Source organism: Aeromicrobium sp. CF4.19 (assembly GCF_051262555.1).
Lineage (GTDB): Bacteria > Actinomycetota > Actinomycetes > Propionibacteriales > Nocardioidaceae > Aeromicrobium.
The window spans coordinates 855,975-881,583 of the sequence record NZ_JBIMEU010000001.1; the positions used below are offsets into that span (position 1 = coordinate 855,975).

Genomic DNA, 25,609 nt, shown 5'->3' on the forward strand with positions numbered 1-25,609 from the left:
GCGGCGCCTCACTCGAGGGCCTGGTCGAAGCCCCGCTCGTGGGCCATCACCACGTCCTGGTAGGTCAGGTTCCCGTTCGCCACGTTTTCTGCCGCTTGGTGCGCGTTGCCCAGCTCGTCCTCGTCGAGGTCTTCCAGCACGACGGGCTCGCCGTCACGCAGGAGCTGGTCGGGGACCTCGTCTCGAGGCACGATGTCGAGCTCCACGAGGGCGAGCGCCGTGGCGATCCTGGCCGTGCTGGAGCCGAGACGGCGATCCTCCTCGAGCTCCTCGTCATCGTCCCCGGCACGGTCGTCAGCGACCACGGCCGCCCCGTCGACGAAGCCCTGGACCTCCACCCAGCGCTGCAGGACGATCCTGATCCGCTGGTGGCGCACGGGGTCACGCAGGTCGTCGTCGAGGACGGCCTGCAGCTCGGAGATCCGCTGCTCGTCGACGGCGGCGTGCAGGAGCTCCCGGCCGGACGGAGAGGCGGCGGCGACGGCCACGTCGTCGCGACGGGCCACCAGCGCATCCGGGTCGGCATAGAGCCGCTCACCGATCGCGGGGACCTGCTCAGCCACGCCCCGGGCAGCGCGCTCGGACTCGGCCGTCGTGACCTCCTCGCCGCCGCACGCAGCGAGCGCCAGCGCGAGTGCGGCGATGCCGGCGAGCGACATCCTGCGAAGCCTCACTGCGTCGCCCTCCAGTCGTCGATCCCGAGTCGGTAGATGCTGATCAGGTCCGCCGGCGCGACGTAGTCGCCGACGACCACCAGGGCCTCGCTCGTCAGCTCCGCCCGCTCCTCGGCCTCGAGGTCCTCGGCGTCACCGGACCGGGCCCCGCGCAACGCGTCCGGGAGCTCGTCCCCCGCCACGACACCGGAGCCCACCATCGCCACCACCGTGTCGATGCTGAGCGGTCCGAAGGACTCACGGCCCATGCGTGCCTCATCGATCTCATCGACCTCGGCGTCCTGTGCGGCAGCAGCATCGAGGAATCCCTGCACCCGCACCCAGGGGGTGATGGCCGACCCGATGCGCGCGTACCGCTGCGTCTCGACGTCGACGTCCTCGGCGAGGGCCTCGCGCAGGTCGGCCCCCCGGAGCCGCTCGATCTCGCTGCGCAGGACCTCGCGGCCCGCCGCCGTCGCCGTCGCATCGAGCGTCTGCCGGCGCAGATCGGCGTCGAGGTCGTAGTTCAGGATGCCGATGATCCTCGGCAGCTCCTCACCCACCTGCTCGGCAGCACCCTCGGACTCATCCGTCGTGACCTCGTCGGCGCTGCATCCTGCCACCACGAGCAGCGCCAGCAGCATCGCGACCCACCGCCTGTCGACCATTCGGATCGTCGCCACCCCCTTCGGCCCCGAGGCCTCGTCGTCACGGCAGCATACGACGCCGTCGGGGCGGCCTGATGCTGGAGTCGAGGCGCGCACGGCCGTCCCTGTGACCGCGGCGTCGTAGGCTGCGCGCATGGACGCAGCCCGCACCACCTACCTGCTCGTCGACGGCGAGAACATCGACGCCACGCTCGGGGTCTCCATCCTCGGCCGTCGACCGCAGTCGCAGGAGCGTCCGCGATGGGACCGGCTGCTGCGCTTCACCGAGGCGCACTGGGACCAGCCGGTCAAGGGGCTCTTCTTCCTCGCGGTCACTCATCACGAGCTGCCGATGACGTTCGTGCAGGCGCTGACGGCCATCGGCTACCGACCGGTTGCGCTGTCCGGACAGCCGGACCAGAAGGTCGTCGACATCGCCATCCAGCGCACGCTCGCCGAGCTGGCCGGTCGGGAGGACGACGTCGTGCTGGCCAGCAACGACGGCGACTTCCTCCCCCAGGTCGAGGCGCTCGTGCAGGGCGAACGGCGCGTCGCCGTCATGGGCTTCGACGAGTTCCGCAACGGCGGGTTCGACGCCCTCGAGGCCCGGGGCCTGGAGCTGCTGGACCTCGAGCACGACGTCGAGGCGTTCACCGTGACGCTGCCGCGCCTGCGGATCATCCCGATCGACGAGTTCGACCCGGCCGACTTCCTCTGAGCCTCAGAGGCCGCCGAGACCGACGTACTTGGTCTCGAGGTACTCCTCGATGCCCTCCGAGCCGCCCTCACGACCGAAGCCGGAGGCCTTGACGCCGCCGAAGGGGGCGGCCGGGTTGGAGACGATGCCCTGGTTGATGCCGACCATGCCGGTCTCCAGGCCCTCGTAGACCCGGACGACGCGGGCGTGATCACGCGTGAAGGCGTACCCGACCAGCCCGTACTCGGTGTCGTTGGCCATGCGCAGCGCCTCCTCCTCGGTGGAGAAGGTGAAGATCGGTGCCACGGGGCCGAAGATCTCCTCGGTGGCCACTCGTGCGGTGAGCGGGACGTCGGTCAGCACCGTGGGCGGATAGAACCATCCCGCCCCGTCCGGCACCTCACCACCGGTGAGCACCGTGGCCCCGGCGTCGACGGCCTCCGTGACGAGCTCGGCGACGGAGTCGCGCTGCTTCTGCTCGACCAGCGGGCCGACCTCGACGTCGTCACCGGTCCCGCGGCCCACCCTGAGCGCACCCATCCGCTCCGCCAGGCGTCGACCGAACTCCTGCGCCACCGACTCGTGCACGATGAAACGGTTGGCCGCGGTGCAGGCCTCGCCGATGTTGCGCATCTTGGCGAGCATCGCTCCGTCGACGGCGGCGTCGAGGTCGGCGTCGTCGAAGACCACGAAGGGGGCGTTGCCACCCAGCTCCATCGAGACGCGGAGCAGGCCCTCGGCGCTCTGCTCGACGAGCGAGCGACCCACGGCCGTGGACCCGGTGAAGGTGAGCTTGCGCAGCCGCGGGTCGCGGATGAGCGGCTCCATCACCTCGCCCGTGCGCGACGTCGTGACGATGTTCAGGACGCCGTCGGGCAGCCCGGCCTCTCGCATCACGCCGGCCAGCCACAACATGGTGAGCGGGGTGAGCGAGGCGGGCTTGACGACCATCGTGCAGCCGGCCGCGACGGCCGGTGCGATCTTGCGGGTGCCCATCGCGAGGGGGAAGTTCCACGGCGTGATCATCAGGCACGGCCCGACCGGCTGCTTCAGGGTGAGCAGGCGGGTGGCCCCGTTGGGGGCCACCGAGTAGCGGCCGGAGACCCGCACGGCCTCCTCGGAGAACCAGCGCAGGAACTCCGCGCCGTAGGCGATCTCGGCGCGACTCTCCGCGAGCGGCTTGCCCATCTCCAGCGTCATCAGCAGGGCCAGCTCCTCGGTCCGCTCGATGACCATGTCGAAGGCGCGGCGCAGGATCTCGCCGCGCTCGCGCGGAGGAGTGGCGGCCCAGTCGGGCTGGGCTGCGACGGCGGCGTCGAGCGCGGCCGCGCCGTCGGCCACCGTCGCGTCGGCGACGCTCGTGAGCGGGCCACCGGTGGAGGGGTCCTCCACGAGGAGCGTCGCCCCGTCTGAGGCGTCACGCCACTCACCGCCGATGAGGAGACGCGGGTGGACGGACTCGATGGCCTGCTGCTCGGCCCCTGACAACGACGAGATGCTCATGCGGCCGACCCTAGCGCGGCGACGAGCGTCCGGCTCTCCCGCTCAGGGCTTGCGTGGCCGACGGCGCGGGAAGCGCGGCAGCTGGCGGACGCGCACGACGACGAACACGGCGATGACCAGCAGGACCGCGAGGATCACGAGCTTCTGGAAGGTGTCGGCGTAGGGCTCGACGCGATCCCACTCGGCGCCGAGCCGGTATCCGGCGATGACCCAGATCGAGTTCCACAGCGCGCTGCCGGCGGTGGTGAGCGCGATGAACATGCCGAAGCTCATCTTCTCGACCCCGGCAGGCAGCGATATGAGGCTGCGGAAGATCGGCACCATCCGGCCGAAGAACACCGCCTTGTAGCCGTGCTTGGTGAACCACGCCTCGGTGCGCTCGAGGTCGCTCACCTTCAGCAGCGGCGTCTTCTCAAAGACCCACACCGTGCGCTCGCGACCGTAGCCACGGCCGAGCCAGTACAGCACCATCGCGCCGATGACCGACCCCGCGGTGGTGGCCAGGAGAGCGCCGGTGAGCGAGAAGGTGCCCTGGGCGGCGGCGAACCCGGCCAGCGGCAGGATGATCTCGCTCGGGATCGGCGGGAAGAGGTTGTCGGCGCCGACGGCGATGGCTGCACCCAGCAGACCCAGCCGGTCCATCAGCTCGACGAAGAACCCGGCGAGCCCGCCGTCGGGGCCATCGGCAGCGGCTTGGGACAGCGCTGCTGGCCCGACCATCGACGTCACCTGAGGAGGATAGCCGGACGGACAACCCGACTTCACGGTCCCGCGTGCCAACGCCTACCGTCTGGGCCGTGGCCCTGTCCGTGCGCGCGACGCGTCTCCTGCTGTGCGTGACCCTGTCAGCCGCGGCCCTCACCGCCTGCACCGACGACGGGGCGATCCGCTCGGGTGCGGCGACGTTCACGCCCCTGGAACGAGACGTCGACGTGGCCGAGGCGCGGACGCCGGCCGGGCTCGCCCTGGAGGCCGCGCGACGCTTCTACGCCTCCTCCGAGGTGGCCGTGCTCGCGCCGGCCGAGGCGGGCGAGGCGCAACAGCTGGCTACCCGCGCGGGCGCCGCGCTGCGCGCCCCGGTCCTGCTGGAGTCGCGAGCGGTCGATGAGGAGCTGGACCGCCTGGGTGCCGAGGTCGTCCTGAGCGTCGGCGCGACGTCCGACGTCGCGCGGAGCCGGCAGGTCGAGCCCACCGAGGAGGCTGTCGACGCCGCGGTCGAGGACGTCGGACGCACGCACGACGTGCCCGAGGAGCAGGAGAACGACGCGGTGGTGCTGGTGCGCGATGCCGCAGGGTCCCGCGCCGCCGTCACGACCGCGCGCAACGCCGGGGCCGACGTCGTGGAGGTGCCCTCGTCCGACCCGCGCGCCACGCCCGAGGCCGTCGACGTGCTCGCGGCCCGACCGCAGGCGCCCGTCGTCGGGCTCGGACGATCGTTCCGTCACGGTCTGCGCTACCAGGTCGACAGCATCCGCGAGGATCGCCAACAGCTCGGCGGCGGGCTCCTGGTCTTTCCGGGCCGTCACCTCGTGGCGCTCTACGGGCATCACCGCAGCCCCTCGCTCGGTCTGCTCGGGGAGCAGGGCCCCCGAGCGTCGGTGCAGCGGGCCGAGCGGCTCGCCGCCCGCTACGACCGGATCGCCGACGACCCGGTGGTCCCTGCCTTCGAGCTCATCGTGACCGTGGCCTCCTCGGAGCCGGGCCGGGACAAGGACTTCTCTGCCGAGACCGACGTGGCGGACGTCGAGCCGCTCGTCCGTGCCGCCGAGGAGGCCGGGATGTACGTCGTGCTCGACCTCCAGCCCGGCCGAACGGACTTCCTCACCCAGGCCAAGCGGTACCGCAGCCTGCTGGAGCGACCGCACGTCGGCCTGGCGCTGGATCCCGAGTGGAGGCTGGGCCGCGGGCAGCGTCACCTGCGCCAGATCGGCTCCGTCTCCGCCGGTGAGGTCAACCGTGTCTCGGCATGGCTGGCCGAGCTCACCCGCGACGCGGGTCTGCCCCAGAAGCTCTTCGTGCTGCACCAGTTCTCCCGACCGATGATCCGCGACCGCGGGGACCTCGTGACCACCCACCCCGAGCTGACCACCGTCATCCACGTCGACGGTCAGGGCACTCCCGGTGCCAAGCGAGACACGTGGGGCACGATCCGCCGCGGCGCCCCCGAGGGGATCGCCTGGGGCTGGAAGAACTTCATCGACGAGGACGAGCCGATGCTCGACCCCCGGGCCACGTGGAGGATCGACCCCACGCCGGACCTCGTCACCTACCAGTGACGGCCGTGGTTCAGAGCTCGTTCCACGCGACGACGGGAACGGCCACGGCGGCCAGGCGGGCGAGCAGGCCGAGACGTGCCGCCTTGACGTCGGGGTCGGGGTCCATCACCCGGACGTCCTCGAAGTACTGCTCCACGAAGGCCGGCAGGTCTCCCGCCGAGGCGAACAGGTGCGCGACGTCGTGGTCGCGGCCGGACATCGCCTCCTCCAGGCGGACGACCTCGCGCTCGAGGGCGCGCTCGGCCGGAGTCTCGGCCGGGACGTCGCTCGTGGGCGTGTCCGGCGGCAGGATCCTCAGGACGCGCTGGACGGCCCCGAGGACGGCCCCGTCGGTGTCCGCCTCCACGGCCTCGGTCAGGGAGGCGAGCAGAGCATCCGCGGCGGCCGGCCGATCGGCGGCAGGCAGCACCGCGCGGACGAGCTCGTGCCGGGCGCCGGCGTCCAGCAGCTGCAGCTCGTAGCGCTGGCGGACGAAGGCGGCCGCCTGCTCCAGCGCCGCCGGGTCGACCTCGATGCCGTCGGCCGACAACCGCCGGGCGGCGGCAGCGATGCCCTCGGGCACCGAGACGGCGTTCAGCTGACCGAACTCGCGCAGCACACGCACGATGCCCAGGGCGGTACGACGCACGCCGTAGGGGTCGGACGTGCCGGTGGGGATGGAGCCGATCGCGTACATGCTGGTGAGCAGGTCGAACCGGTCGGCCAGCGAGAGCACCGCGCCGGGCACGCTCTGGGGTCCGGCCGCAGCGGCGGTGCGGGGCATCTCCATCTCGGCGATCGCCTGGGCGACGGCCTCGGTCTCACCGCCGCGCACGGCGTACTCGCGCGCCATCGTGCCGGCCAAGGAGGAGAGCTCGACGACCATCTGGGAGGCGAGGTCGAACTTGCCGAGCTCTGCTGCGCGGCGCACCGTGGCGACGTCCTCCTCGGGGAGGTCGTAGGACTCCAGCAGGACGTCGGCGAGCGCGGCGATCCGATTCACGCGGTCGTCGAAGGATCCCAGCCGGGTCTCGAAGGTCAGTGCGTCCAGGCGCGAGCGGAGCTCCTGCGGGGTGACCTCGAGGTCGGCTCGCCAGAAGAAGGCGGCGTCCTCGTAGCGGGCCCGGATGACCGACTCGTTGCCCGCGCGCACGGCCTCGCGGTCGCACGGGCCGTTGGCGACCGTGACAAAGCTGGGGAGCATCTCACCGGACTCGTCCACCACCGGGAGGTAGCGCTGGTGCTTGCGCATCACGGTGGTCAGGATGGGCGTCGGCAGCTCCAGGAAGCGCTCCTCGAAGGAGCCGAGGATGGGATGGGGGTCCTCCACGAGATCGGTGATCTCATCCACCAGGGCGGACTCGGCCTCCACGTCGACCCGACCGTCGATCTCGCGGGCGACGCCGACGGCCGCGTTGGCCACGACCTCACGCCGCTCGTCGCGATCGACGATGATGTTGTGGTTCGAGAGCACCCCGGCGTAGGCCTCGGCGCTGGTGATCTCCACCAGCTCCGTGGCGGCCTTGCGCAGGACGCGCGTGGTGCGGCCCGAGACGAGGGACGAGACGGCCACCGGCACGACGTCCTCGCCCAGCAGGACGACGAGCCAGCGGATCGGTCGGGAGTAGCTGAGCTCGGGATCGCCCCAGCGCATGTTGCGCTCGGAGCGCAGCGAGCGGACGGCCACGCCCACGAGGTCGGCGACGATCTGCGGCGAGGGGCGGCCGGTGACCTGCTTCTCCACGGTGACGTACTCGTTGCCGTCGATCTCGGCCTTCACGACGTCGTCGGGCTCGGCGCCGTTGCCGCGCAGGAACCCGGCGAGCGCCTTGGTGGGCTCACCGGCGTCGTCGTAGGCGGCGGCCACCTTGGGGCCGCGGACGGTCTTGGCGGAGTCGGCCTCCCCCGGGGCGACGTCGGCGATCGTCAGCACGATGCGGCGCGGCGTGGCGTGCACGGCGATGTCGCCGTGCTCCAGGGACGTCGCGGAGAGGTGCTCACGGACGGCGTCGGCCACCTGCTGCTCGGCGCGCAGGACGTCGGTGTGCGGCAGCTCCTCGACGCCGATCTCCACCAGCAGCGATCGTGTGTCCTCGACGGTGGGCAGGGCCTCGACCTCCGGCGCCACGAACGGCTCAGGCCGGCCGAGCGGGAAATTCAGCTCCTCGCGGCGGGCCACCCACAGCTCTGAGACGGCGCGCGTCAGCCTGCGCATCAGCCCGAAGGAGCGGGCCCGCTCGGTGGTGCTGATGGCGCCGCGGGCGTCGAGCACGTTGAAGGCATGGCTGCACTTGAGCACGTAGGAGTACGCCGGGACGGGCAGCTTCTCCTCGATCATCCGCTGCGCCTCGGCGGCGTAGGAGTCGAACAGCTGGCGGTTCAGCTCGACGTCGGCATCGTCGAGGTAGTACCGGCTCATCTCGTACTCGGACTGCAGGTAGACGTCGCCGTAGGTGACGGTGTCGTTGTACTGGATCTCGGTGAAGTGGGAGACGCCCTGCAGCGACATCACGATGCGCTCGAGGCCATAGGTGAGCTCCACGGCGACCGGGTCCAGCGGCAGGCCGCCGGCCTGCTGGAAGTAGGTGAACTGGGTGATCTCCATCCCGTCGAGCCAGACCTCCCAGCCCAGGCCCCACGCACCGAGCGCCGGGGAGGCCCAGTTGTCCTCCACGAAGCGGATGTCGTGCGCGCGGGTGTTGATGCCCAGTGCTTCCAGGCTCTCCAGGTAGATCTCCTGCGGGTTGCCCGGCGGGGGCTTGAGGATGACCTGGAACTGCGTGTGCGTCTGCAGCCGGTTGGGGTTCTCGCCGTAGCGGGCGTCGTCGGGCCGGACGCTGGGCTCGACGTAGGCGACGTTCCACGGCTCGGGGCCCAGGACCCGCAGGGCGGTGGACGGGTTGCCGGTACCGGCGCCGACCTCGGTGTTGAAGGGCTGACCGATGAGGGCGCCGCGCTCGGACCAGAACTTCTGGAGCCGCAGGATCACCTGCTGCATCGTGGGGACCGAGGGGGCGGGCGTCGTCGTCATGGCTCTTCACTCATCGAGGGCGGGGACCGTCCGAGCCTATCTGCGCCGCCGCCCCGCACCGAATCCGCCGTGCCGTGGAAGGCACGGCGGACTCGGCCAGGAAGGCCAGGCGTCACAGCTCGCAGCGCAGCTCCGGGTCCGGCATCTCCAGGTCGACGAGATAGTCGACGGCGGCCTCGGTGACGCACGGGCTGAGACCCGCCTGGAAGACGGTGTGCCGCTCCCCCTCGACCTCCAGGACGGTGCCGCCGAGCGAGTCGGCCAGGCTCTGGCCGGCCTCGAAAGGCGTGACCGGGTCGCCGGTGACGGAGATGACGAGCGACTCGGGGAGCTCCTCCACGTCCTGCGCGTAGGGGAACCCGAGGGTGGGCTCGCTCGGCCAGTCCTCGCAGGCGTCGCGGGTCACGCCCTCCACCGGACGTCCGGGATCCATGAACGGGCTGGCATCGAAGGTGTCCTGACGCAGCTGCTCCTCCTCCTCGGGGGTTCGGCGCTGCTCGTCGTTGCAGTTGATGGCGAGGTTCACCTCCGTCTGGTTGTTCCAGCTCCCGGACTCCGCGCGGGCGCCGAAGGTGTCGCCGAGCGCGATGAGCACGTCACCGCGCCCCTCGTCCTTCAGCTGCCTGATGCCGTCGATGATCGCGGGCCACTGCTCGGCGTAATACAGGCCGGAGGTGACGCCGCCGGTCGCCAGGTTGAACCCGAGGGTCCGACCGTCGCCGGCCGGCACCGGGTCGTCCACGAGCGGGCGGACGAGGTCCTGGAAGACCTCGGTCGCCTGCTCGGGGTCGTCACCGAGGGGGCAGTCCTCCTGCTCTGCGCAGTCGGCAGCCATCAGGTCGAAGGACCTCTGGAACCCCTCGTGCAGGTCCCGGCGTCGCTCCGCGGTGCCCTGGGTGGGGTCGACCGCACCGTCGAGCACCATCGCCCGGACGTTGTCGGGGAACATCTCGGCGTACACGGCGCCGAGGCGAGTGCCGTAGCTCTGTCCGGCGAAGGTCAGCTTCTCGTCCCCCAGGGCCTCGCGCAGCACGTCCATGTCCTGCGCGACGTTGCGCGTGCCGACGGCACCGAGCATCTCCTCCCCGCCGGAGTGCTCCGCGCAGCGGTCGCGCAGGGCCCGGACGTCCTCCTCGTCCCACTCACCGGCGGATCCGAGGAGGGTCACCTGGTTGTCGCCGGCGTCCTGCTCCTCGTCGGTGAAGCACTTGACGGCCGGCTCGGACGTCCCGACGCCGCGGGGGTCGAACCCGACGACGTCGAGCTGCTCCGCCACCCGGGTGTCCTTGAAGGCCACGGACGCCACGGCCGCCTGGGCCGTGCCGGGGCCGCCGGGCCCACCGGGGTTGAGGACGAGGGACCCGACCCGCTCGTCCGCGTCGCCCTTGGCGGGAAGGCGCATGAGTCCGATGTCGATCGTCTCGCCGTCGGGGTCGTCGTAGTCGAGCGGCACCTCCAGGGCAGCGCACTCGAACGGGTCGACGAACAGCTCCTTCTCGACGTCGGAGGGCTCCTTTCCCTCGCAGGACCCCCAGGAGAGCTCCTGGTCGTGGAAACGCTCCAGGGCATCGTCCTCGGACGAGCCGCCAGCGGTGCAGGCGGTCGCGGCCAGCAGGGCGGTCAGAGCCGCCGCGACGGTGACGGACCGACGGCGCGGGTGGCGATACGGGCGGTGGGCAGACATGATCCTCCTCGCTGGACGTCCCCCGAGTGGCGACGTCGACCCGGCTAGCCCACACCGTGCCGTTGCGGCATAGTCAAGTCGCAGACGCGGGACCCGGTCCGGGCGGCCCGCGAGGACCGGGGGCGAACATGGCGTGGAGCACGCGTGAGCTGGCCGAGCTGGCCGGAACGACGCTGCGGGCGGTGCGGCACTACCACGAGGTCGGGCTGCTCGAGGTGCCCGAGCGTCGCGTCAACGGCTACAAGACCTATGGCGTCCCGCACCTGCTGCGGTTGCTGTGGATCCGCTCCCTGGTGGATCTCGGGTTCAGCCTCTCGGAGATCGCCGATCTACCGGAGGACCCCGAGCACTCGACCGAGGAGCTGCGGCGCCTTGATGCCGAGCTGGCCGCCTCCATCGAGCGGCTGGAGCGGACCCGGGCGCGACTCGCCGAGGTGCTGGACGAGCCCTCGCGAGGCATCGACCACGACGAGCGCCTGTTCCCTCTCGCGGACCACGACCTCACCGACGCCGACCGCCACTTCCAGACGATCCTGGCGCGAGTGGTCAGTCCCGAGGTCCTGCAGACCTATGCCGAGCGGGTGCTGGCCATGCAGGACGACCCCGTCCTGGCCGAGCTCGACGCGCTGCCCGTCGATGCCGACGAGGCAGCCCGGGCCGCCCTTGCCGAGCGGCTCACCCCCTCCATGCGTCTGACGCGGGAGCAGGATCCGCTGCTGCAGGACCCGACGACGGGCTCGCCGGTGGGCAGGAGCGCGGCGACCCGGGCCCTCGACCTGGCGACCGAGCACCTGTACAACCGGGCCCAAGTCGACGTCGTCGCGCGAGCCATCATGCTCGCCGGGCCCCCGCGACGCGAGGCCCGCTGACGTGTCCTACTTCTTGACCAGACCACGCAGGAGCAGCAGCCACACCTGGCCGTCCACCGTCTGGTAGGAGTCGCACTCCCACGTGTACCAGCCGACCGGGCCGTCACTGGTCTCCTGGCGCACGGTGTCGACGTAGTAGCGGCCTTGTCGGTCACAGGCCAGCGGAGTCTGGTAGAAGCCCTGCCGGAACGTTCCGGTCTCGCACACCACGCCCGGCTTGTACTCACCCTCACACTGCGGGGCCGCGGACGCCGAGGACGTGAGTCCCTGACCGAGAATGAGCATGCTCGCCATCATCACGACGGCGAGCACGGAACGGAGCATCTTCATGGGAATCCCCCCGGGGATCGACTGGAGTGACCTTCCGTCGACCGTAACGCCATCGAGAGGTACTGGCCAGGCGACCGCCCTTCCGTTCGTTCGCCACGTGGAGACTTGCCAGGCGGCCAAGGGACCACCGTGCTCCCACCAGAACCAGGCCAGCTCGCCCGGATGCCATCGGCTCGACCAGCTCCACGCACGGCTCGCCAGCTCCCGCATCTGCACGAGCTGACCGGGATCGGTCCCCTCGCGCTGCTCGTACATCGCTGTCAGCCCCGCCCCACGGACAGGGCGTGACCGTGCTCAGCCATGGCTGGTGTTCACTCGACCGGCCTGATGGCCGTATAGAGGTGCATGTCTCGACGCTGACCCGCGATCACCCGGTGACTGCGCAGCAGGCCTTCGTGGGCGTAACCGGCCCGTTCGGCGGTCCGGATCGACCTGACGTTCCAGGGCTCGATGTACAGCGCGATCCTGAACAAGCCCGGCAGCGTCCACCCGAACACGGTGAGCGCCGAGAGGGCGTCGGCAGCCAGCCACCGTCCACGGGCCGAAGGGATGATCGAGCAGCCCGCAGTGCCCCGCCCCTCGTCGAGCTCCTCGAGCCAGAGCCCGCAGTGCCCCACGGCCTCCTCGGTCGCTGCCTCCACGATCGTGAAGGAGAACCCGGCTCGCTCGGCGTGACGGCCCTGCTGTCGTTCCACCCAGGCCAGGGCGTCGACCTCGCTGGCATCGGCCGGGAGCGAGCTGACGTGTGGCACGTAGGGGTCGCTCGACAGCTCCCGGGCCATCCCCGCGTCGCGCTCTGCGACCGCCCGGAGCTCGACCCTGCCGTGCGCCGGTGGCGTCCTCGGCCACGGCGGGAGCGGGGACGAGGTCATGGCTCTATGATGGACTCAGCGCTGCGAGACGGCACCGTGTCCTCACGGCTGGGATGGGCCGAGATCACCGGGCCGCGGCTTCCCTCCGGTGCGGCAGCCAAAGCGCGATGACGGCGAACAGCAGTGAGGCCACCCAGACGTAGGCAGCGGGACCGACCTCGACCGGGGCCTCGTCGAGGTTCTCGTTGAGATAGGTCGTGCGTGCCGTCAGCGCGACCAGTCCGAGCGGGACCGCCGCTGTGGCCACGATCGCGCCGGCGATGCCGGCTCTGGGCAGCCACGTACGCAGGATGACGCCGAACCAGATGAGGGGATTAGCCCACCACGCCGCCCACCAGCCGACGGGCCACCAGAAGTAGAGGGCTCCCAGGAAGAAGGCCTGTGCACCGAGGTTGGTCGACGGGCCGTCCGGCGCGAGGGTCTCGTAGGCCGGCAGCACGAGCCCGACGACGAAGAGCAGGGCCGAGATCGCGAAGAGCACCACGGCGGGCACGGTGTAGCGCCGCAACCCGGACGGCTGCACACCTCGAAGCGCCTTACGCACCAACGGACGTGGCCACCCGGACCGGAGGAGCTGATGCTCGATCTCCAGGTCGGGGGTGCCCTGTGCCCGCAGCCGGCGAACGTGGCTCACGGCCTGGTCGATCGGCGGGCGATGTTGCGGTGGATGGTTCACGTGGGCACTTCAGCTCCTGACCTCGGGTCGTCAGTGAGCCTAGTGGACGCATGACCATCGAGCGCCCGTTCGCCTGCACGACGGAGATTCCAGATCTTCCAGTGCCCGAGGCTCATTCTCTGAATCTGCACTGCTGTCGGTGCGCGGTGAACATCGCACCCGGATCGCTGGGGCATCCCAAGCGCCACCACGGCCCTGAGGGCGGTCGCACCTAGGGTCGAGGAATGAACCACACCGACCCCGAGGTCGACGACTACCTCACTCGCTACGCCGCCACCCTCACGGCCTTCGATGCCGAGGCCGCCGCCGACCTGTGGGCCACACCCGGCATGATCATCGACGACAGCTTCGCCGGCGTTCTCGACGACCGCGAGTCCATGGCCCAAGGCCTCGAGCAGTCCTATCCCCTGTACCGCGAGCTCGGCCTCGCGTCGGTCAGCCACGAATGCCTCGACATCCAGCAGCTCACCGACGCGATCAAGCTCATCGAGGTCCGTTGGCTCTTCCACGACACCGACGGCGAAGAGCTCACCGACAGCAACGCCTACTACATCGTCCGACGCGACGACGACGGCCTCCAGGCCTGCGTCTGCATCCAGACCGACGACGCCGAGAAGCTCCAAGCCCTCGCCACCGAACGCGGCATCGACCTGGCCACGTTCACCAACGACTGAGCGAAGGAACAGCACTACGAGATGGTGCCGACCAGTGCTGCCGTGGTAGCCGCGGCCACCAGGCATAGGAACAAGGGCACTCGGAGCCAGAGGAGAGCCAGGACGAGGAGCACGCCGGCGAAGCGTGCATCGATGACCAGGCTCTGACCGTCCCCGAACGTGCTCGCCACGACCAGTGAAGTGAGCGGCGCCGGGGTGAGAAGCTCGATCACCCGGTTGGCTGGCTCCGGCGGGGTGGCGCCGCCGGCCAGCAGCGGGCGATGCAGGCGCGCACGGCAGGATGGCGCCGTACCGGCTCGAGCGCTGACCCTGGGTCACGTGTCCGCGGACGGAGTCCACTGCACGATCGTGCGCCTCACGGTGCCGACGATCACCTGCGTGGCGCGTGAGACGGGAGCGCCGCGTCTCGTCACCAGCGCGATCGTCTCCTGGAACGGCTCCTCGAACGGATAGGTGTCGACCCCGTCCGGCACGGCTGCGCTGCGGACGATCGACGCGCTCACGATCGTCGCGCCCGCACCGGCGGCGACCAGCGAGAGCGCGGCTCTCGCGTGCTCGACCTCGATCTCCGGCTCAACCCTGAGGCCGGCTGCGTGCGCCCTGTCCATGAGTTGTCTCCGCGTCGGATCGTCCCACCCGCTCGTGGCGTCGTAGAGGATCGTGCCTCGCTCGATGAGGTGCTGCAGGGATGCCCGCCCACCGGGAGGGGGCGTGCCGCGCGTCGCCAACAGCACGTTGTCGACCATGAGGGGTTCGATGTCGAGGCCTGCGTCGGTGACCGGCAGCACGACCAACCCCGCCTCGAGCTCGCCGGCAGAAACGGCCTTGGCGACCGCGTGCGAGTTCAGCCCGACCATCCGGACGCGCACGCCGGGATGAGCTTGGCGGAAGTCATGGACCAGGTTCGACAGGCCGTAGTACTCGGCGTTCCGCAGCACGCCGAACGTCGCGACGCCCCCCTCGAGCGAGTTGAGCGAGCGCATCGCCGACGCTGCGTCGTCGGCGGCACCCAGAGTTTTCCTGGCATGCGAGAGCAGCTCGGAGGCCGCGGCGGTCGGGACAAGCCGACGGGGGCCTCCTCGCACGAACAATTGCGCCGCGATCTCGGTTTCGAGCCGAACGACGAGCTCCGAGATCGACGCTTGCGAGATGCCCAACTTGTCCGCCGCCGCGGTGAAGGTCCCGAGCTCCATCGCGGTCACGAAGGCTCGAAGCTGCGCCAATGTCACAGGTAAACCCTATGCTAAAAGCCCTGAAAACCCCGATTGTGTTATGAGACGGGGTCTCATACCGTCATTGACCAACCACCGAACCCGCCGAGACCCCGGAGCATCCATGGCACGCCCAACCGCGCCCGCGGTTCCGCACGCCCGTGAACGCGTGCTGGTCGTCGGAGCGCTGTCGGTGATCGCCGTTCTTCGGTGCGGACATGCTCGGCTGGCTCGTGGACGCTGGGTCGCCGAGCATTGTCGTGACCTACCTGCTCGTGTGCGTCGTGTTCGTCATCCTGCGGCGGCGAGAGCCAGGCATGCACCGGCCCTTCGTCGCCGGCGGTTCGGGCGCGCGCGGCACTGCCCTCGGCGTCGCAGGCGTCGTCCTGTGCGCGGGGCTGCTGAGCCTGTACATCCCGGGCATGCCCGCATCGATCAGTCCGGCGTCGTACATCCTGTTCGTCGCATGGTGGGTGCTGGGCGCCGTGTTCCTGCTTCGGATCCCGCGGGGGATCGCGCCGGGACAGGATGCCGAGGATGACCTGCACCGCGCGCTCGAGGAGAGAAACGCGCGCGGCCGGCGTTGATCGCGTGGGAAGCGTCGAGGGACAGCGATGATGACCGTCACCCACGAGATGCAGTTGGCCCGCGAGACCGCCGGTCGCATCGTCGTCATGCCAGGGGCAGAGCTGGTCGTGGAGAAAGGTTCGACCGCTCTGGTGCTTGGCCACCCCAAGCACCCGCCCCTCTTTTGAGCAGCGTCATCTCGACCGAGTGGCGGGACGACCCGCCCCCAACCCTTCCGGGTGGGCTTCGTCTGCTGCCCTTCATACAACAACGAGTACAACAACGATTGGAACCAAGAATGCGCTTTTCACCGGACATCCTCGCCGAGCTCGAGGGCTCCTTCCACCACCTCAAGCCCGGCTCCGACACTCCGTCCGCGCAGCGCGATCCGCAGGTCATCGAGACTGTGACCACCATGCTCAGCGATATTCAGAAGCGAGGCATGGACGCGGTCCTCGACTACGCCAAGCAGCTCGACGGCTGGGAGGGAAGCGAGATCGAGTTGACGCCGAAGGAGATTGCTGAGAGCGGCTCGCGCCTTCCCGACGACCTACGCCAGGCCATCGAGCTCGGCGCCGAGCGGACCGCGATCTTCGCCTCCGAGACACGTTCCCACCTGACGGACTTCGAGACTGAGATCCTGCCGGGCATGGTCACAGGGGTGAAGTACGTGCCCGTGTCGCGGGTGGGTGCCTATCTGCCCGCTGGTCAATTCCCGCTCACGGCAAGCGCGTTCATGACTGTGAACGTCGCGAAGGCTGCAGGCGTGCCGACGGTCATCAGCTGCACTCCCCCGCAACCCGGCGGAGGGGCCAACGATGCAGTCGTCTACGCCGCTCATGTCTCGGGTGTGGACCGAGTATTCGTGCTCGGTGGTGTGCAGGCTCTGGCCGCCATGGCCTTTGGGCTCCTCGAGGATGCCCCGGTGGACATGCTGGTAGGCGCGGGCAACGCGTACGTGGCCGAGGCGAAGCGACAGCTCTTCGGTCGCGCGGCCATCGACCTTCTCGCAGGCCCCTCCGAGGTGGCTGTCATCGCCGACGAGACCGCCGACCCCGAGATCGTCGCTGCCGATCTGCTCGGCCAGGCAGAGCACGGCAAAGACTCTCCTGCGGCACTCATCACCACTTCGGAGGCCTTGGGTCAGCAAGTGCTCGATGCGGTGGAGCGCCAGCTGGCCGAACTCTCGACGTCGAACATCTGCGGGCCGGCCTGGCGCGACTACGGCAGTGTGACGGTCGCTCGCGACAAGGAGAGCGCTGCCAAGCTCATGGACGACTTGGCCCCCGAGCACCTGGAGATCATCACCTCCGAGGACGGCTGGTACCACGCGAACCTGACGAACTACGGCTCTCTGTTCATCGGCCCGTGGAGCACGGTTGCCTACTCAGACAAGGGCATGGCCGGCACGAACCACGTGCTTCCGACCGCGGGCGGTGCAAAGCACAGCGCGGGCCTCAGCGTGTCGCGCTTCGTCAAACCGCTGACCTACCAGAAGGTCACCCGCGAGGCGACGCCCGAGTTGGCTCACGCGGTGCAGATCATCTCCGACTCCGAGGGAATGGCCGCACACAGCGCCACTGCCACCATGCGACTCGAGCGGATCGCGGAGTGATCGGGCGGTGAGAGCACACAGGCATCGGGTAGCCACCCACCTGTCGAGGAATCGCCGATCGGTCGAAGAGGTCGCAGCGCTTGCCAAACGCGACCGTTTCGGCGAGAACAGTCGAGTGCTCACGTAGATCGTCGAGCGGATCGACGGTTAGGCCGCCGCGGTCGAGACCCGGATCGGCCATGTCACGGCACCGGATTCGCTCGATGCGCACGGTCTCACCATGACCAAGGAGGCGCTCGCGGTTGGCCCGGAGGAGTGGAAGGCCGAGATCCCGCAGGTCCCGGAGTGGTCCGAGAAGTTCGGCGACGATCTGCCGGCGTCCTCCTACGTCGACGGGCCTCCGCGTCGTGCGGCCCCGCCGAACTTGCGCAGGACGTTGTCGGTGATCGCGGTGACGTAGTGGTCGCGGACACGAAGTCCGTTCACCCACTCGCAGGTTCCTGCAGTGAACACCTCGCCTGCGCCGCGCTGGAAGGAGACGATCATTCCCGCCCCGCGGGCGAAGCGGCGGCGGTTCTGTTCGGTGTAGTCCTCTCCTGCGATGCTGGCGCGGTATCGAGCATCCCCGTCGCCGAGCATGAAGTAGCTCTCGTCGACGTCCCGGCCGTCTTCGGCGGCCGTCGACCAGTTCATCGCAATGATCTGCAGGTTCTCAGGTGCTCCGTCGGTTCCGCTTGGGTAAGGGAGACCGTCTCGGAACACATAATCGAGGCCGTCGACTTCGTAGGAGAAGACGGCGGCTTCGTCGCCGACGGTGTCGGCATAGCCGAGGCCGGTGCTATCGAGCGACCAATGTTCAGGCCGGAAGATCGTGTAGCCCCGCGATGAGCGTGGCGCGAAGGCGCCGAAGCCCGCGTACATACCGCGCAATGCGTTGACCCCGAAGGTTGTGGCGCCGGGGTTTCCGACAGCAGGCTCCTCCCAGGCACCGGTCAGCAAGTGTTGCGCCTCGGTACCTGCCACCGGATCCTGGGTGGTGGCGTCGTACTTGTAGGCAACCTGCTGCCCCTGTTCCAGGTCGAGTCGGATCTGCCACATGAAGTTGCCGGCGAAACGGGCCACGTGCCCGCCTGCGGCGACATAGTCGTCGACGTGGCTCCGCATCTGCGTCGTCCAGTATTCGTCGTGACCTGAGAACACTGCGCATCGATAGGGCGAAAGAGCCTCGGCCTCTGCATGGAGATCTTCCTGGACAAGGAGGTCGACTTCGTGGCCTTGTGCCTCCGCCCAGCGGAAGAAATGGCGTTCGTAGGTCGCCCACCCCGAAGCGGCGTAGTACTTGGCGTAACCGTTGAGGTAGGCCCACTCCACGAACTCGTAGCGAGGCGGCTGGGGTCTGCTGGGTCGGGCAGGGCTGACCATGCGAGGAGCACCATCGGGCAACCAGACCTGTCCGCGGGCCCATGGACGCTGGGTGGACAGGATGGGGGATCGCCCGCGGGCAGTGTCGGGGGTCAAGCCGAAATAGTGACTTGCTCCGCCCCAGTCGTTGTACGCAGACCAGGTGCATGTGGCCAGTACCTGCACGATCGCCTTGGTGCCGGCGGCTGGACTGCGAACGATGAAGAAGTGGTGGCCCAGCGGCCGTGCGCCCTTCGGCGCGCGAGAGTCGCGCATCTCGACCAGGTACGGCCCCGGCTCCAGATCCTCCGGGACGGTCCACGAGTCCGTGACGGTCCAGCCGCAGCCAGCCTCGTATGCATTCGCAGCGACAGGCTGGAAACTGACCGGAGTGTGGCGACTCTGGTGAACCGTCGTTTCCTGGAACCCATCTCGGTAGATCCGTAGGTCCAGCTCCGAAACGGTGGAGGAGATGAACAGATCCACCGTCTCACCGTGCAGGTACGATCGCTTGTCCGAATAGCACCACGCTGCGGGATGGCCGTCCTCCCGAGGGATCTCGACCCAGACTCGTTGGGCGCCGGGCGGTAGTCCGGACACGCTCTCGGGGGTGATGTCACCGCCGGGGCGCGACCCGGTCGCGGGGGACGTGGTCATGTGAGTCTCTTCCTGTTGTCGTCCGGGCCAGGATGCGCGGTCGAGGATGCGTCTCGAACGGCGGGAGGGCCTGTGGGTGGCGTGGCCTCTCGGCGTGGATACGGCGCACCCGCCTTCACTTGGCCCGCCGCCGCGCCAGCTGTTGCGACCACAGGGTGGAGTCTGGGTCTTCCTCGGGTGCCGGCGACGAGATGAGGGATCCGACGATGAGCGCGAGGGCACCGACGATGAACGCCGCGTAGACCGGGGTGATGCCGAAGAACCCGACTGCGGGATCGCCTCGCAGCAGCCACGAGGCTGCCGCGACGGCAACGGTGGCGCCGCCGCCCAGGACGATCGCCGACCATGCGCCGGTGGCGGTCGCGCGTCGCGAGGCCCATGCAGCGACGGCGACGACGAACAGGCCTCCGGTGGCAAGGGCGTTGCCGAGCACGAACAGTTGGCCGAGGTCGGTGATGGTGAACGCCATCGCCAGTCCGACGGCGCAGACCACCACGGTGCACACCCGACCGGCGCGGACGAGCTTGACCTCGTCGACGACTCCCATTCGCTTCTGGTAGATGTCGCGGACGAAGTTGGCAGTGGCGTCGAGGACCATCGAGTCCAGCACCGACATGATCGAGCCGACCAGCGACACCGCGAACAGAGCGCCTGCCCACGTTGGCATCTCCTGCAGGTACAGGTGTGGCAGCGCCTGGGCGGGGTCCACGTTGCCAGGCACCACATCGCGGGCCAGCACGCCGATCAGGATCGGCAGCACCAGACTGAAAAAGGACAGGATGGTGCCGATGGTCATGCCCCGGTAGGCGGTGTCTTCGTCCTTGGCGGCATAGGTGCGTTGCCACATCGGCTGGTAGATGAAGTAGTAGGGGCCCGATGCGGCCACCAGTCCGAAGAACACCCCCCAGCCGGTCGCCGATATCGACCATGTGTCTGGCACGGACGGAGCGGTGATCGGGGCGGTGCCGACTTGCGCGAACAGCAGCACCAGCAGCACGACCGGGCCGAGGGTCTGCAGCACGGTCTGCAGCCCGTCGGTGACGATCACCGAGCGCATCCCACCCATCAGGCAGTAGACGACGGTGACCACCGTGGATACGACCATCGACAATTCCAGCGGCCAGCCGATCACGACCGACATCACCCCGCCCATGGCGAGGATTTGCATGCCAGTCAGAATGATCGAGCGGCTCATCGTGAAGATCGCGGATGGCACGCGGACCCGTTCACCGAACCGAAGTGCGAAGAAGTCGGGCAGTGTGAACTGCCGGATCCGGTTGATGTAGCGGACGAACAGCAGTGCCCAGATCATGATGAAGAAGTACGCAGACAGAAACGGCACCGCGGCTGACAGCCCGGTTTCGTAGGCGCCCGCGGTGACAGCGATCAGTGTGCCGCCGCCGATGTTGGTGCCGACGACGGTGCCGACCAGCGGCCAAAATGACACGTTGCGTCCGGCTACCGAGAAATCCTCCTGTGTGGAGATGTCTCGCTTGTGGTAGAGCCCGAGTGCGAGTACGAGGACGAAGTAGGCGACGAATGCCACCACGATGATGACAGAGTTCTCCATGATGAATTCCTTCTGCGCGTGGTTGGGAGGGGAGAAGCGAGACGACTCCCGGACAAGGAGGAGCCGTCTTGGGCGGTCTCGGGGCTAAGCCGTCACGGCGTCGTGCTCGGTCAGCCGGTCCGACACCTCCGTGGCGGCGCTTGCCAACGCCTCCTTCAGTTGCGTGGTCTCGCGCTGCACCCGCGCCAGCGGCCCGACTGCGCTCAGCGCGGCCACCACGGTGGTGTGCCCGGCCCACACCGGCACCGACACAGCACCCACATCGGGGTCCATCTCGCCGACGCTGACTGCAACGCCGGCGTCCCGGACTCTCGCGAACTCGGCGACAAGCAGGTCCAGATCGGTGATGGTGTGATCGGTGTAGCGAGCCAAGGTCCGGCCACCGAACAGCCTGCGCTGCTCGCGTTCACTTCGCCAGGCGAACAGCACCTTGGCGCCTGCGCCAGTATGTCCGGGCACCCTCGACCCGGCGCGGGTGGAGTATCGAATCGGTGAGGGTCCTTCCACGGCGGCCACGCAGTGTGCCTCGTCTCCGTCGGGCACGGTGAACAGCACCGTCTCCCCGCACCGCATCGCCAGTTCGTGCAGGGTCGGACGCACCATCGGAACCATCGGGTTGTCCCTCGCTGCGAGCTGCCCGAGGTGGTACACCGCAGGTCCGAGACGGTAGGCGTGGGTGCGGGAGTCGACCAGCAGGAAGCCGCGCCGCGTCAGGGTCGTCAAGATCCGGTGCGTGACCGACTTGTCCCAACCAAGCTGCCGGGACAGATCCCTGGCCCGCCACTGTGGATGCGCACTGTCGAAAGTCGTCAACAGCTGCAAGGCGCGGTCCACGGTCCGCAAGGGGGCGCCGTCGCCCAGCGGGGGTTGGACGTCTGGTTCCTTCTTGGAAGTCACGCCCACGGGGAACTCCAGCCCTGCCACACGGTCTTGGGCTGCCTGCCTTCGTGCCGCGCCCCGGTGCCAATCTCGGTGTCGAGGCCGGACTGACGGCGCCCGCCGTAGGGAACTCCTGGATGAAGCCGATGCACCGCGTTGACCCAGACGATGTCGGCGTCAAGCTGCTGTACCGCAAACCGCCGGCGCGATGTTATTCCGATGTGGTGACCATGTGAGCTCAAAGCAGACATCTCTCTATGCGCAACGCTGGATCTATTTCCGATCCTGCAATGATCGTGCGTCTTCGGCAGATGTCAATAGGCAGGGCCCCATTCGACTCCGGCCCAAGGCATTCGCCCCCGGCAACGTCGCTGGCGATCTCGGGCAGCCTGGAACGTCGATGAAGACTCCAGGAGGCCGTTGGGGCGATCCCTCCATCTCTTGCTACGGCGGGGATCCATCGGCTGCGTGGGTCACCGAAACTGCCGCATCGCTAGGTCGAGTGAGACCTGCCCGGGTCTTTCGACCGTCAAGTGCCGCTTGCCATCTGCCTTGCACAGCGACAGACAAGACGCTCTGTCGGTGCGCGGTGACGATTGCACAGAATCACCGGGCGAGATTGCACCGATCGCCGTCGCTGCGTAGGGGTGTCTGATCTTCACGGTGGATCGGCAGCGGGACTCCCGCGCGGGGCCTTGGCTTGAGTCTCAGGCTGCTTGAGGCTTCATGATGACGAGGTGCCACGTTCTCACCGGATGTCGATCGGAGCGTTCGCCCACAGCTGTGGGCTGACGGTCAGCGCGGTTCGCTTCTACGCCGACGCCGGACTCCTGCCACCCGTGGAGGTCGATCCCACGTCGGGCTACCGCTACTACTGCGACGACCAGGTGGGCCAAGGCGTCACCATTCGCCGGCTGCGCGAGATCGACATGCCCCTGGCTGCCATCAGCGAGCTCCTGAGCCGTGACCCGTCACAGGCTGCCACGCTGATCGACGCCCACATCGACGCCGCCATCAGAAGCGTCGACGAGGCTCGGCTGACTGCCGCCGCCGTCAAGGAATCGCTGACATCCTCACCGCGCGCACGGATCGCGACCGTGCACGGACCCTCCATGGCCGCCGCGATCGAGCAGGTGCTGACGGCAACCGCTTCACCCGGGGATCCACCGATCTTGAGAGGGCTGCGCCTCGAGGCCGAGGAGGAGACGGTGACGCTCACCGCGACCGACCGCTACCGCCTCTCCACCCGGACCCTCGTCCCGGTGGCGCTCTACGGCCAGACGTGGCGAGGGACCCTGCACAGCGACGACCTGCGCGGCGTCCTGCAGGAAGCACGGCGCAGCACCGCAGTGCACCTCGAGACCACTACACACGATGCCTGGCTCACGCTGCCGGACCACACCTCCCGGCACTGCCGGCTCCTCCCTGGCGACTACCCCGACCACCGCCTGCTGCTCTCGGCCCTCGATCCGGTCACCACCAGGGCGACCATCCGACGCGACGCCCTCCTGGAGGTCCTCGAGCAGCAGTCCAACCACACGGTCGTCCGGTTGCAGGTCGACCACACCGGCATCCTGGTCTCCAGTGATGACGGCTCTGACATCACCCTCACGAGCGCTGTCGACGGACCCGCACTCACGGTGGTGTTCGCGCTGACCACGCTCTACCCGGCCATCAGCAGCGCCCTCGGCCCAGACATCATGCTCGACCTCCGCAGCGCCGAGCTCCCCGCAACCATCAGGTCAGCGGACGCCGGGGACCTGACCACCCTCGCCATGCCCGTCGATCCGGACCACTCCAGCAGAGGAACGCCATGACCACTCCCGACCCCACCATGAAAGCCATCACCGAAGCAGTCGCGGCAGGGCGCGAGGGCCAGATCGACTCAGCACGACAGCGGCTCCTCTCACTGTGGGGCGATGTCGGAGTCACCGGGGATCCGCTACACCGATGCACCCTTGCTCACTTTCTGGCCGACCTCCACGACGATCCCGCCGCCGCCCTTGCATGGGACATCCGCGCCTACGACGCCGCCGAAGCCGTCACCGACCACCGCGTCCAGGAACACCACGCCAGCCTGCACATCGCCGGCTTCTACCCGTCGCTCCATCTCAACCTCGCCGACGGCTACCGCAGACTCGGCGCGTTCGACCTCGCCAGCGAGCACATCACCGCCGCCAAGGGACACGCAGGAGCACTCGCAGCTGACGAGTACGGCGATCTCATCCGCACCGCGATCACCGAGGTCGAGACAGCGATCAACCAGCACGACACCGCCCCGCGCAGCAACGCCTGGGGACCAGCGAGATAGATCGCCTGGTGGATCTGCGTCAAAGCGCAGCGAACGACAACACGACAGCTCAGTAGAACTCGCCGGCGGCGGCGCCGGGGGCCTCGGCGTCGCGGGCCATAGGGGTGAAGCGGGAGTAGTGGCCCTGGAAGCTGACGGCGACGCGGTTGACGGGGCCGGAGCGGTTCTTGGCCAGGATGATGTCGGCCTCGCCGGGGCGCTCGGACTCACCGGCGCTGTGCGCGTCGGGGCGGTTGAGCAGCATGACCATGTCGGCGTCCTGCTCGATCGATCCCGACTCGCGCAGGTCCGAGAGCTGGGGCGTCTTGTCCGTGCGCTGCTCGGAGCCTCGGTTCAGCTGGCTGATGGCGATCACGGGGACGTCGAGCTCCTTGGCCAGGAGCTTGATGGCGCGGCTGAACTCCGAGACCTCCACCTGGCGGTTCTCGACCTTCTTGCCCGAGGTCATCAGCTGCAGGTAGTCCAGCACCACGAGCTCCAGGCCGTGCTGCTTCTTGATCCGTCGCGCCTTGGAGCGGATCTCGGGCATCGTCATGTTGGGCGAGTCGTCGATCGTGATCGGGGCGGCGTTGACGCGGGGCATCGCCCGCGTGATGGCGTCCCAGTCGGCGTTGGTCATGCCGCCGCCGCGCATGTGGTGGATGGCGACACGGGCCTCGGCCGAGAGCAGACGCATGGCGATCTCGGCGCCCGTCATCTCCAGGCTGAAGATGGCCGACGGCTTGCCCTGGGCGATCGAGGCGGCGCGGACGAAGTCCAGGCCGAGCGTGGACTTGCCGACGCCGGGTCGGGCGGCGACGACGATCATCTGACCGCCCCGGAAGCCGGTGGTCAGACGATCCAGGTCCGGGAAACCGGACCCCACGCCGGCCATCTCGCCGTCGCGGTTCTGGATGTCGTCGATCTCCTGGATGGCGTCGGGGATGAGCGCGGAGACGGCCCGGAAGTCGTCCACGGCGGCAGAGCCGTCCACCTCCAGGACCTCGGCCTGGGCCCGGTCGACCAGCTCGGCGATCTCGCCCGTCTCCGCCCAGCCGAGCCCGGCGATCTTCTGCCCGACTTCGATGAGCCGGCGCAGCACGGCCTTCTCCCGGACGATCTCGGCGTAGAAGTCGGCGTTGGAGGCGATCGGCACGCCGGCCACGAGGGTGTGCAGGTAGGGGGCCCCACCGACGCGGGTCAGCTCACCGCGACGCTGCAGCTCCGCGGCGACCGTGATGGCGTCGGCCGGCTCCCCGCGTCCCGCGAGCGAGGTGATGGTCTCGAAGACCAGCTCGTGCGCCGGGCGGTAGAAGTCGCGGCCATCGAGGACGTCGCCGGCGACGTCGATGGCCTGCTTGCTCACGAGCATGGCCCCGAGGACGCTCTGCTCGGCGTCGATGGACTGCGGTGGGACCCGTGCTGCCGAGGCCTGATCGTCGCTCGGCTCCGGTGCTGGCTCGTACAGGTCCGCCACACTCACTGGGCCTGCTCTCCTCTCCATGGACTTCACGCTACGGGCGCGGACCGACAACGTCGGGCACGCCATTCGGCGCCGCGCCGACGCGTCACACTAGAGCCGTGCGAG

The 25,609-nt window shown here is 69.1% G+C and carries 24 protein-coding genes; 9 read left to right on the forward strand and 15 right to left on the reverse strand.

The genetic code is table 11. The features are described from left to right. Nucleotides 1-8: 8 nt before the first annotated feature. Entirely contained in the window at nucleotides 9-674 is a 666-nt protein-coding gene (locus ACHAAC_RS04335; protein ID WP_435714718.1) for a hypothetical protein, read from the reverse strand. After that, entirely contained in the window at nucleotides 671-1,321 is a 651-nt protein-coding gene (locus ACHAAC_RS04340; RefSeq protein ID WP_435714719.1) for a hypothetical protein, read from the reverse strand. The genes ACHAAC_RS04335 and ACHAAC_RS04340 overlap by 4 nt, the downstream gene beginning before the upstream one ends. Nucleotides 1,322-1,454: 133 nt before the next feature. Between ACHAAC_RS04340 and ACHAAC_RS04345 the strand changes: the two genes are divergently transcribed. Continuing rightward, nucleotides 1,455-2,018: an NYN domain-containing protein gene (locus ACHAAC_RS04345; RefSeq protein ID WP_435714720.1), complete on the forward strand. Its 564-nt coding sequence runs from the start codon at nucleotides 1,455-1,457 to the stop codon at nucleotides 2,016-2,018. A 3-nt stretch (nucleotides 2,019-2,021) separates the two neighbouring features. Here ACHAAC_RS04345 and ACHAAC_RS04350 read toward each other — a convergent pair whose 3' ends face one another. Together ACHAAC_RS04350 and ACHAAC_RS04355 are read right to left on the reverse strand one after the other, a co-directional pair. Beyond that, a complete protein-coding gene (locus ACHAAC_RS04350) occupies nucleotides 2,022-3,500 on the reverse strand; it encodes an NAD-dependent succinate-semialdehyde dehydrogenase (protein ID WP_435714721.1) in 1,479 nt (492 codons plus the stop codon). Nucleotides 3,501-3,542: 42 nt separating this feature from the next. Beyond that, nucleotides 3,543-4,220 carry a DedA family protein gene (locus tag ACHAAC_RS04355; RefSeq protein WP_435714780.1) on the reverse strand — a complete coding sequence of 226 codons (678 nt, stop codon included), beginning with the start codon at nucleotides 4,218-4,220 and terminating at the stop codon, nucleotides 3,543-3,545. Between the two features lie 77 nt (nucleotides 4,221-4,297). Here ACHAAC_RS04355 and ACHAAC_RS04360 point away from each other — a divergent pair, with 77 nt between their 5' ends. Next, nucleotides 4,298-5,776, forward strand: a complete 1,479-nt coding sequence (locus ACHAAC_RS04360; RefSeq protein WP_435714723.1) for a hypothetical protein — start codon at nucleotides 4,298-4,300, stop codon at nucleotides 5,774-5,776. Between the two features lie 10 nt (nucleotides 5,777-5,786). Here the strand turns inward: ACHAAC_RS04360 and ACHAAC_RS04365 are convergent, their stop codons facing one another. Then, a complete protein-coding gene (locus ACHAAC_RS04365) occupies nucleotides 5,787-8,786 on the reverse strand; it encodes a glycine--tRNA ligase (RefSeq protein ID WP_435714724.1) in 3,000 nt (999 codons plus the stop codon). 112 nt (nucleotides 8,787-8,898) lie between these two features. After that, entirely contained in the window at nucleotides 8,899-10,470 is a 1,572-nt protein-coding gene (locus tag ACHAAC_RS04370) for an alpha/beta fold hydrolase (protein WP_435714725.1), read from the reverse strand. A gap of 128 nt (nucleotides 10,471-10,598) precedes the next feature. Here ACHAAC_RS04370 and ACHAAC_RS04375 point away from each other — a divergent pair, with 128 nt between their 5' ends. Next, complete coding sequence (locus ACHAAC_RS04375) at nucleotides 10,599-11,339, forward strand: MerR family transcriptional regulator (protein ID WP_435714727.1); 741 nt, start codon at nucleotides 10,599-10,601, stop codon at nucleotides 11,337-11,339. Between the two features lie 6 nt (nucleotides 11,340-11,345). Here ACHAAC_RS04375 and ACHAAC_RS04380 read toward each other — a convergent pair whose 3' ends face one another. From ACHAAC_RS04380 to ACHAAC_RS04390, 3 genes are all read right to left on the reverse strand, one after another. Further along, complete coding sequence (locus ACHAAC_RS04380; RefSeq protein ID WP_435714728.1) at nucleotides 11,346-11,669, reverse strand: hypothetical protein; 324 nt, start codon at nucleotides 11,667-11,669, stop codon at nucleotides 11,346-11,348. 311 nt (nucleotides 11,670-11,980) lie between these two features. Further along, a complete protein-coding gene (locus ACHAAC_RS04385; RefSeq protein WP_435714729.1) occupies nucleotides 11,981-12,541 on the reverse strand; it encodes a GNAT family N-acetyltransferase in 561 nt (186 codons plus the stop codon). A gap of 64 nt (nucleotides 12,542-12,605) precedes the next feature. Then, the gene (locus tag ACHAAC_RS04390) at nucleotides 12,606-13,175 is read right to left on the reverse strand and encodes a hypothetical protein (RefSeq protein WP_435714730.1); all 570 of its coding nucleotides are present in this window, start codon (nucleotides 13,173-13,175) and stop codon (nucleotides 12,606-12,608) included. Nucleotides 13,176-13,441: 266 nt separating this feature from the next. On the opposite strand from ACHAAC_RS04390, the gene ACHAAC_RS04395 reads away from it, so the two are divergent. After that, a complete protein-coding gene (locus ACHAAC_RS04395; protein ID WP_435714731.1) occupies nucleotides 13,442-13,891 on the forward strand; it encodes a DUF6841 family protein in 450 nt (149 codons plus the stop codon). A 14-nt stretch (nucleotides 13,892-13,905) separates the two neighbouring features. On the opposite strand, the gene ACHAAC_RS04400 is transcribed toward ACHAAC_RS04395, so the two are convergent. Together ACHAAC_RS04400 and ACHAAC_RS04405 are read right to left on the reverse strand one after the other, a co-directional pair. After that, nucleotides 13,906-14,061, reverse strand: coding sequence for a hypothetical protein (locus ACHAAC_RS04400; RefSeq protein ID WP_435714733.1), 156 nt, complete (start codon nucleotides 14,059-14,061; stop codon nucleotides 13,906-13,908). 144 nt (nucleotides 14,062-14,205) lie between these two features. Then, on the reverse strand, nucleotides 14,206-15,120 hold the full coding sequence (locus ACHAAC_RS04405) for a LysR family transcriptional regulator (protein ID WP_435714735.1): 915 nt from the start codon (nucleotides 15,118-15,120) through the stop codon (nucleotides 14,206-14,208). 242 nt (nucleotides 15,121-15,362) lie between these two features. On the opposite strand from ACHAAC_RS04405, the gene ACHAAC_RS04410 reads away from it, so the two are divergent. The 3 genes from ACHAAC_RS04410 to hisD all read left to right on the forward strand — a co-directional run bounded on the left by ACHAAC_RS04410 (nucleotide 15,363) and on the right by hisD (nucleotide 17,284). Then, the gene (locus ACHAAC_RS04410; RefSeq protein ID WP_435714736.1) at nucleotides 15,363-15,689 is read left to right on the forward strand and encodes a hypothetical protein; all 327 of its coding nucleotides are present in this window, start codon (nucleotides 15,363-15,365) and stop codon (nucleotides 15,687-15,689) included. Between the two features lie 27 nt (nucleotides 15,690-15,716). Beyond that, entirely contained in the window at nucleotides 15,717-15,857 is a 141-nt protein-coding gene (locus tag ACHAAC_RS04415) for a hypothetical protein (protein ID WP_435714738.1), read from the forward strand. Nucleotides 15,858-15,967: 110 nt separating this feature from the next. After that, the gene (hisD, locus tag ACHAAC_RS04420) at nucleotides 15,968-17,284 is read left to right on the forward strand and encodes a histidinol dehydrogenase (protein ID WP_435714739.1); all 1,317 of its coding nucleotides are present in this window, start codon (nucleotides 15,968-15,970) and stop codon (nucleotides 17,282-17,284) included. Between the two features lie 324 nt (nucleotides 17,285-17,608). Here the strand turns inward: hisD and ACHAAC_RS04425 are convergent, their stop codons facing one another. The 3 genes from ACHAAC_RS04425 to ACHAAC_RS04435 all read right to left on the reverse strand — a co-directional run bounded on the left by ACHAAC_RS04425 (nucleotide 17,609) and on the right by ACHAAC_RS04435 (nucleotide 21,686). After that, complete coding sequence (locus ACHAAC_RS04425; protein WP_435714740.1) at nucleotides 17,609-19,111, reverse strand: N,N-dimethylformamidase beta subunit family domain-containing protein; 1,503 nt, start codon at nucleotides 19,109-19,111, stop codon at nucleotides 17,609-17,611. 286 nt (nucleotides 19,112-19,397) lie between these two features. Beyond that, complete coding sequence (locus ACHAAC_RS04430; RefSeq protein WP_435714742.1) at nucleotides 19,398-20,852, reverse strand: sodium:solute symporter family protein; 1,455 nt, start codon at nucleotides 20,850-20,852, stop codon at nucleotides 19,398-19,400. Nucleotides 20,853-20,936: 84 nt separating this feature from the next. Then, complete coding sequence (locus ACHAAC_RS04435) at nucleotides 20,937-21,686, reverse strand: IclR family transcriptional regulator (protein ID WP_435714744.1); 750 nt, start codon at nucleotides 21,684-21,686, stop codon at nucleotides 20,937-20,939. Nucleotides 21,687-22,486: 800 nt separating this feature from the next. On the opposite strand from ACHAAC_RS04435, the gene ACHAAC_RS04440 reads away from it, so the two are divergent. Both ACHAAC_RS04440 and ACHAAC_RS04445 read left to right on the forward strand, forming a co-directional pair. Further along, nucleotides 22,487-23,548 (forward strand): MerR family transcriptional regulator, encoded by a 1,062-nt coding sequence (locus ACHAAC_RS04440; protein WP_435714745.1) that lies wholly within the window; start codon nucleotides 22,487-22,489, stop codon nucleotides 23,546-23,548. Continuing rightward, on the forward strand, nucleotides 23,545-24,042 hold the full coding sequence (locus ACHAAC_RS04445) for a hypothetical protein (RefSeq protein ID WP_435714747.1): 498 nt from the start codon (nucleotides 23,545-23,547) through the stop codon (nucleotides 24,040-24,042). Before ACHAAC_RS04440 ends, ACHAAC_RS04445 begins: the two co-directional genes overlap by 4 nt. Before the next feature lie 49 nt (nucleotides 24,043-24,091). On the opposite strand, the gene dnaB is transcribed toward ACHAAC_RS04445, so the two are convergent. Next, nucleotides 24,092-25,504 carry a replicative DNA helicase gene (gene dnaB, locus ACHAAC_RS04450; protein ID WP_435714748.1) on the reverse strand — a complete coding sequence of 471 codons (1,413 nt, stop codon included), beginning with the start codon at nucleotides 25,502-25,504 and terminating at the stop codon, nucleotides 24,092-24,094. Nucleotides 25,505-25,609: the final 105 nt, after the last annotated feature.

Coding starts and splice junctions, on each gene's coding strand:
- ACHAAC_RS04445 (WP_435714747.1), top strand. CDS start 23,545: ATGACCACTCCCGACCCCACCATGAAAGCCATCACCGAAGCAGTCGCG.
- ACHAAC_RS04430 (WP_435714742.1), bottom strand. CDS start 20,852: ATGGAGAACTCTGTCATCATCGTGGTGGCATTCGTCGCCTACTTCGTC.
- ACHAAC_RS04340 (WP_435714719.1), bottom strand. CDS start 1,321: ATGGTCGACAGGCGGTGGGTCGCGATGCTGCTGGCGCTGCTCGTGGTG.
- ACHAAC_RS04385 (WP_435714729.1), bottom strand. CDS start 12,541: ATGACCTCGTCCCCGCTCCCGCCGTGGCCGAGGACGCCACCGGCGCAC.
- ACHAAC_RS04345 (WP_435714720.1), top strand. CDS start 1,455: ATGGACGCAGCCCGCACCACCTACCTGCTCGTCGACGGCGAGAACATC.
- hisD (WP_435714739.1), top strand. CDS start 15,968: ATGCGCTTTTCACCGGACATCCTCGCCGAGCTCGAGGGCTCCTTCCAC.
- ACHAAC_RS04395 (WP_435714731.1), top strand. CDS start 13,442: ATGAACCACACCGACCCCGAGGTCGACGACTACCTCACTCGCTACGCC.
- ACHAAC_RS04355 (WP_435714780.1), bottom strand. CDS start 4,220: ATGGTCGGGCCAGCAGCGCTGTCCCAAGCCGCTGCCGATGGCCCCGAC.
- ACHAAC_RS04415 (WP_435714738.1), top strand. CDS start 15,717: ATGATGACCGTCACCCACGAGATGCAGTTGGCCCGCGAGACCGCCGGT.
- ACHAAC_RS04440 (WP_435714745.1), top strand. CDS start 22,487: ATGTCGATCGGAGCGTTCGCCCACAGCTGTGGGCTGACGGTCAGCGCG.
- ACHAAC_RS04380 (WP_435714728.1), bottom strand. CDS start 11,669: ATGAAGATGCTCCGTTCCGTGCTCGCCGTCGTGATGATGGCGAGCATG.
- ACHAAC_RS04370 (WP_435714725.1), bottom strand. CDS start 10,470: ATGTCTGCCCACCGCCCGTATCGCCACCCGCGCCGTCGGTCCGTCACC.
- ACHAAC_RS04350 (WP_435714721.1), bottom strand. CDS start 3,500: ATGAGCATCTCGTCGTTGTCAGGGGCCGAGCAGCAGGCCATCGAGTCC.
- ACHAAC_RS04365 (WP_435714724.1), bottom strand. CDS start 8,786: ATGACGACGACGCCCGCCCCCTCGGTCCCCACGATGCAGCAGGTGATC.
- ACHAAC_RS04375 (WP_435714727.1), top strand. CDS start 10,599: ATGGCGTGGAGCACGCGTGAGCTGGCCGAGCTGGCCGGAACGACGCTG.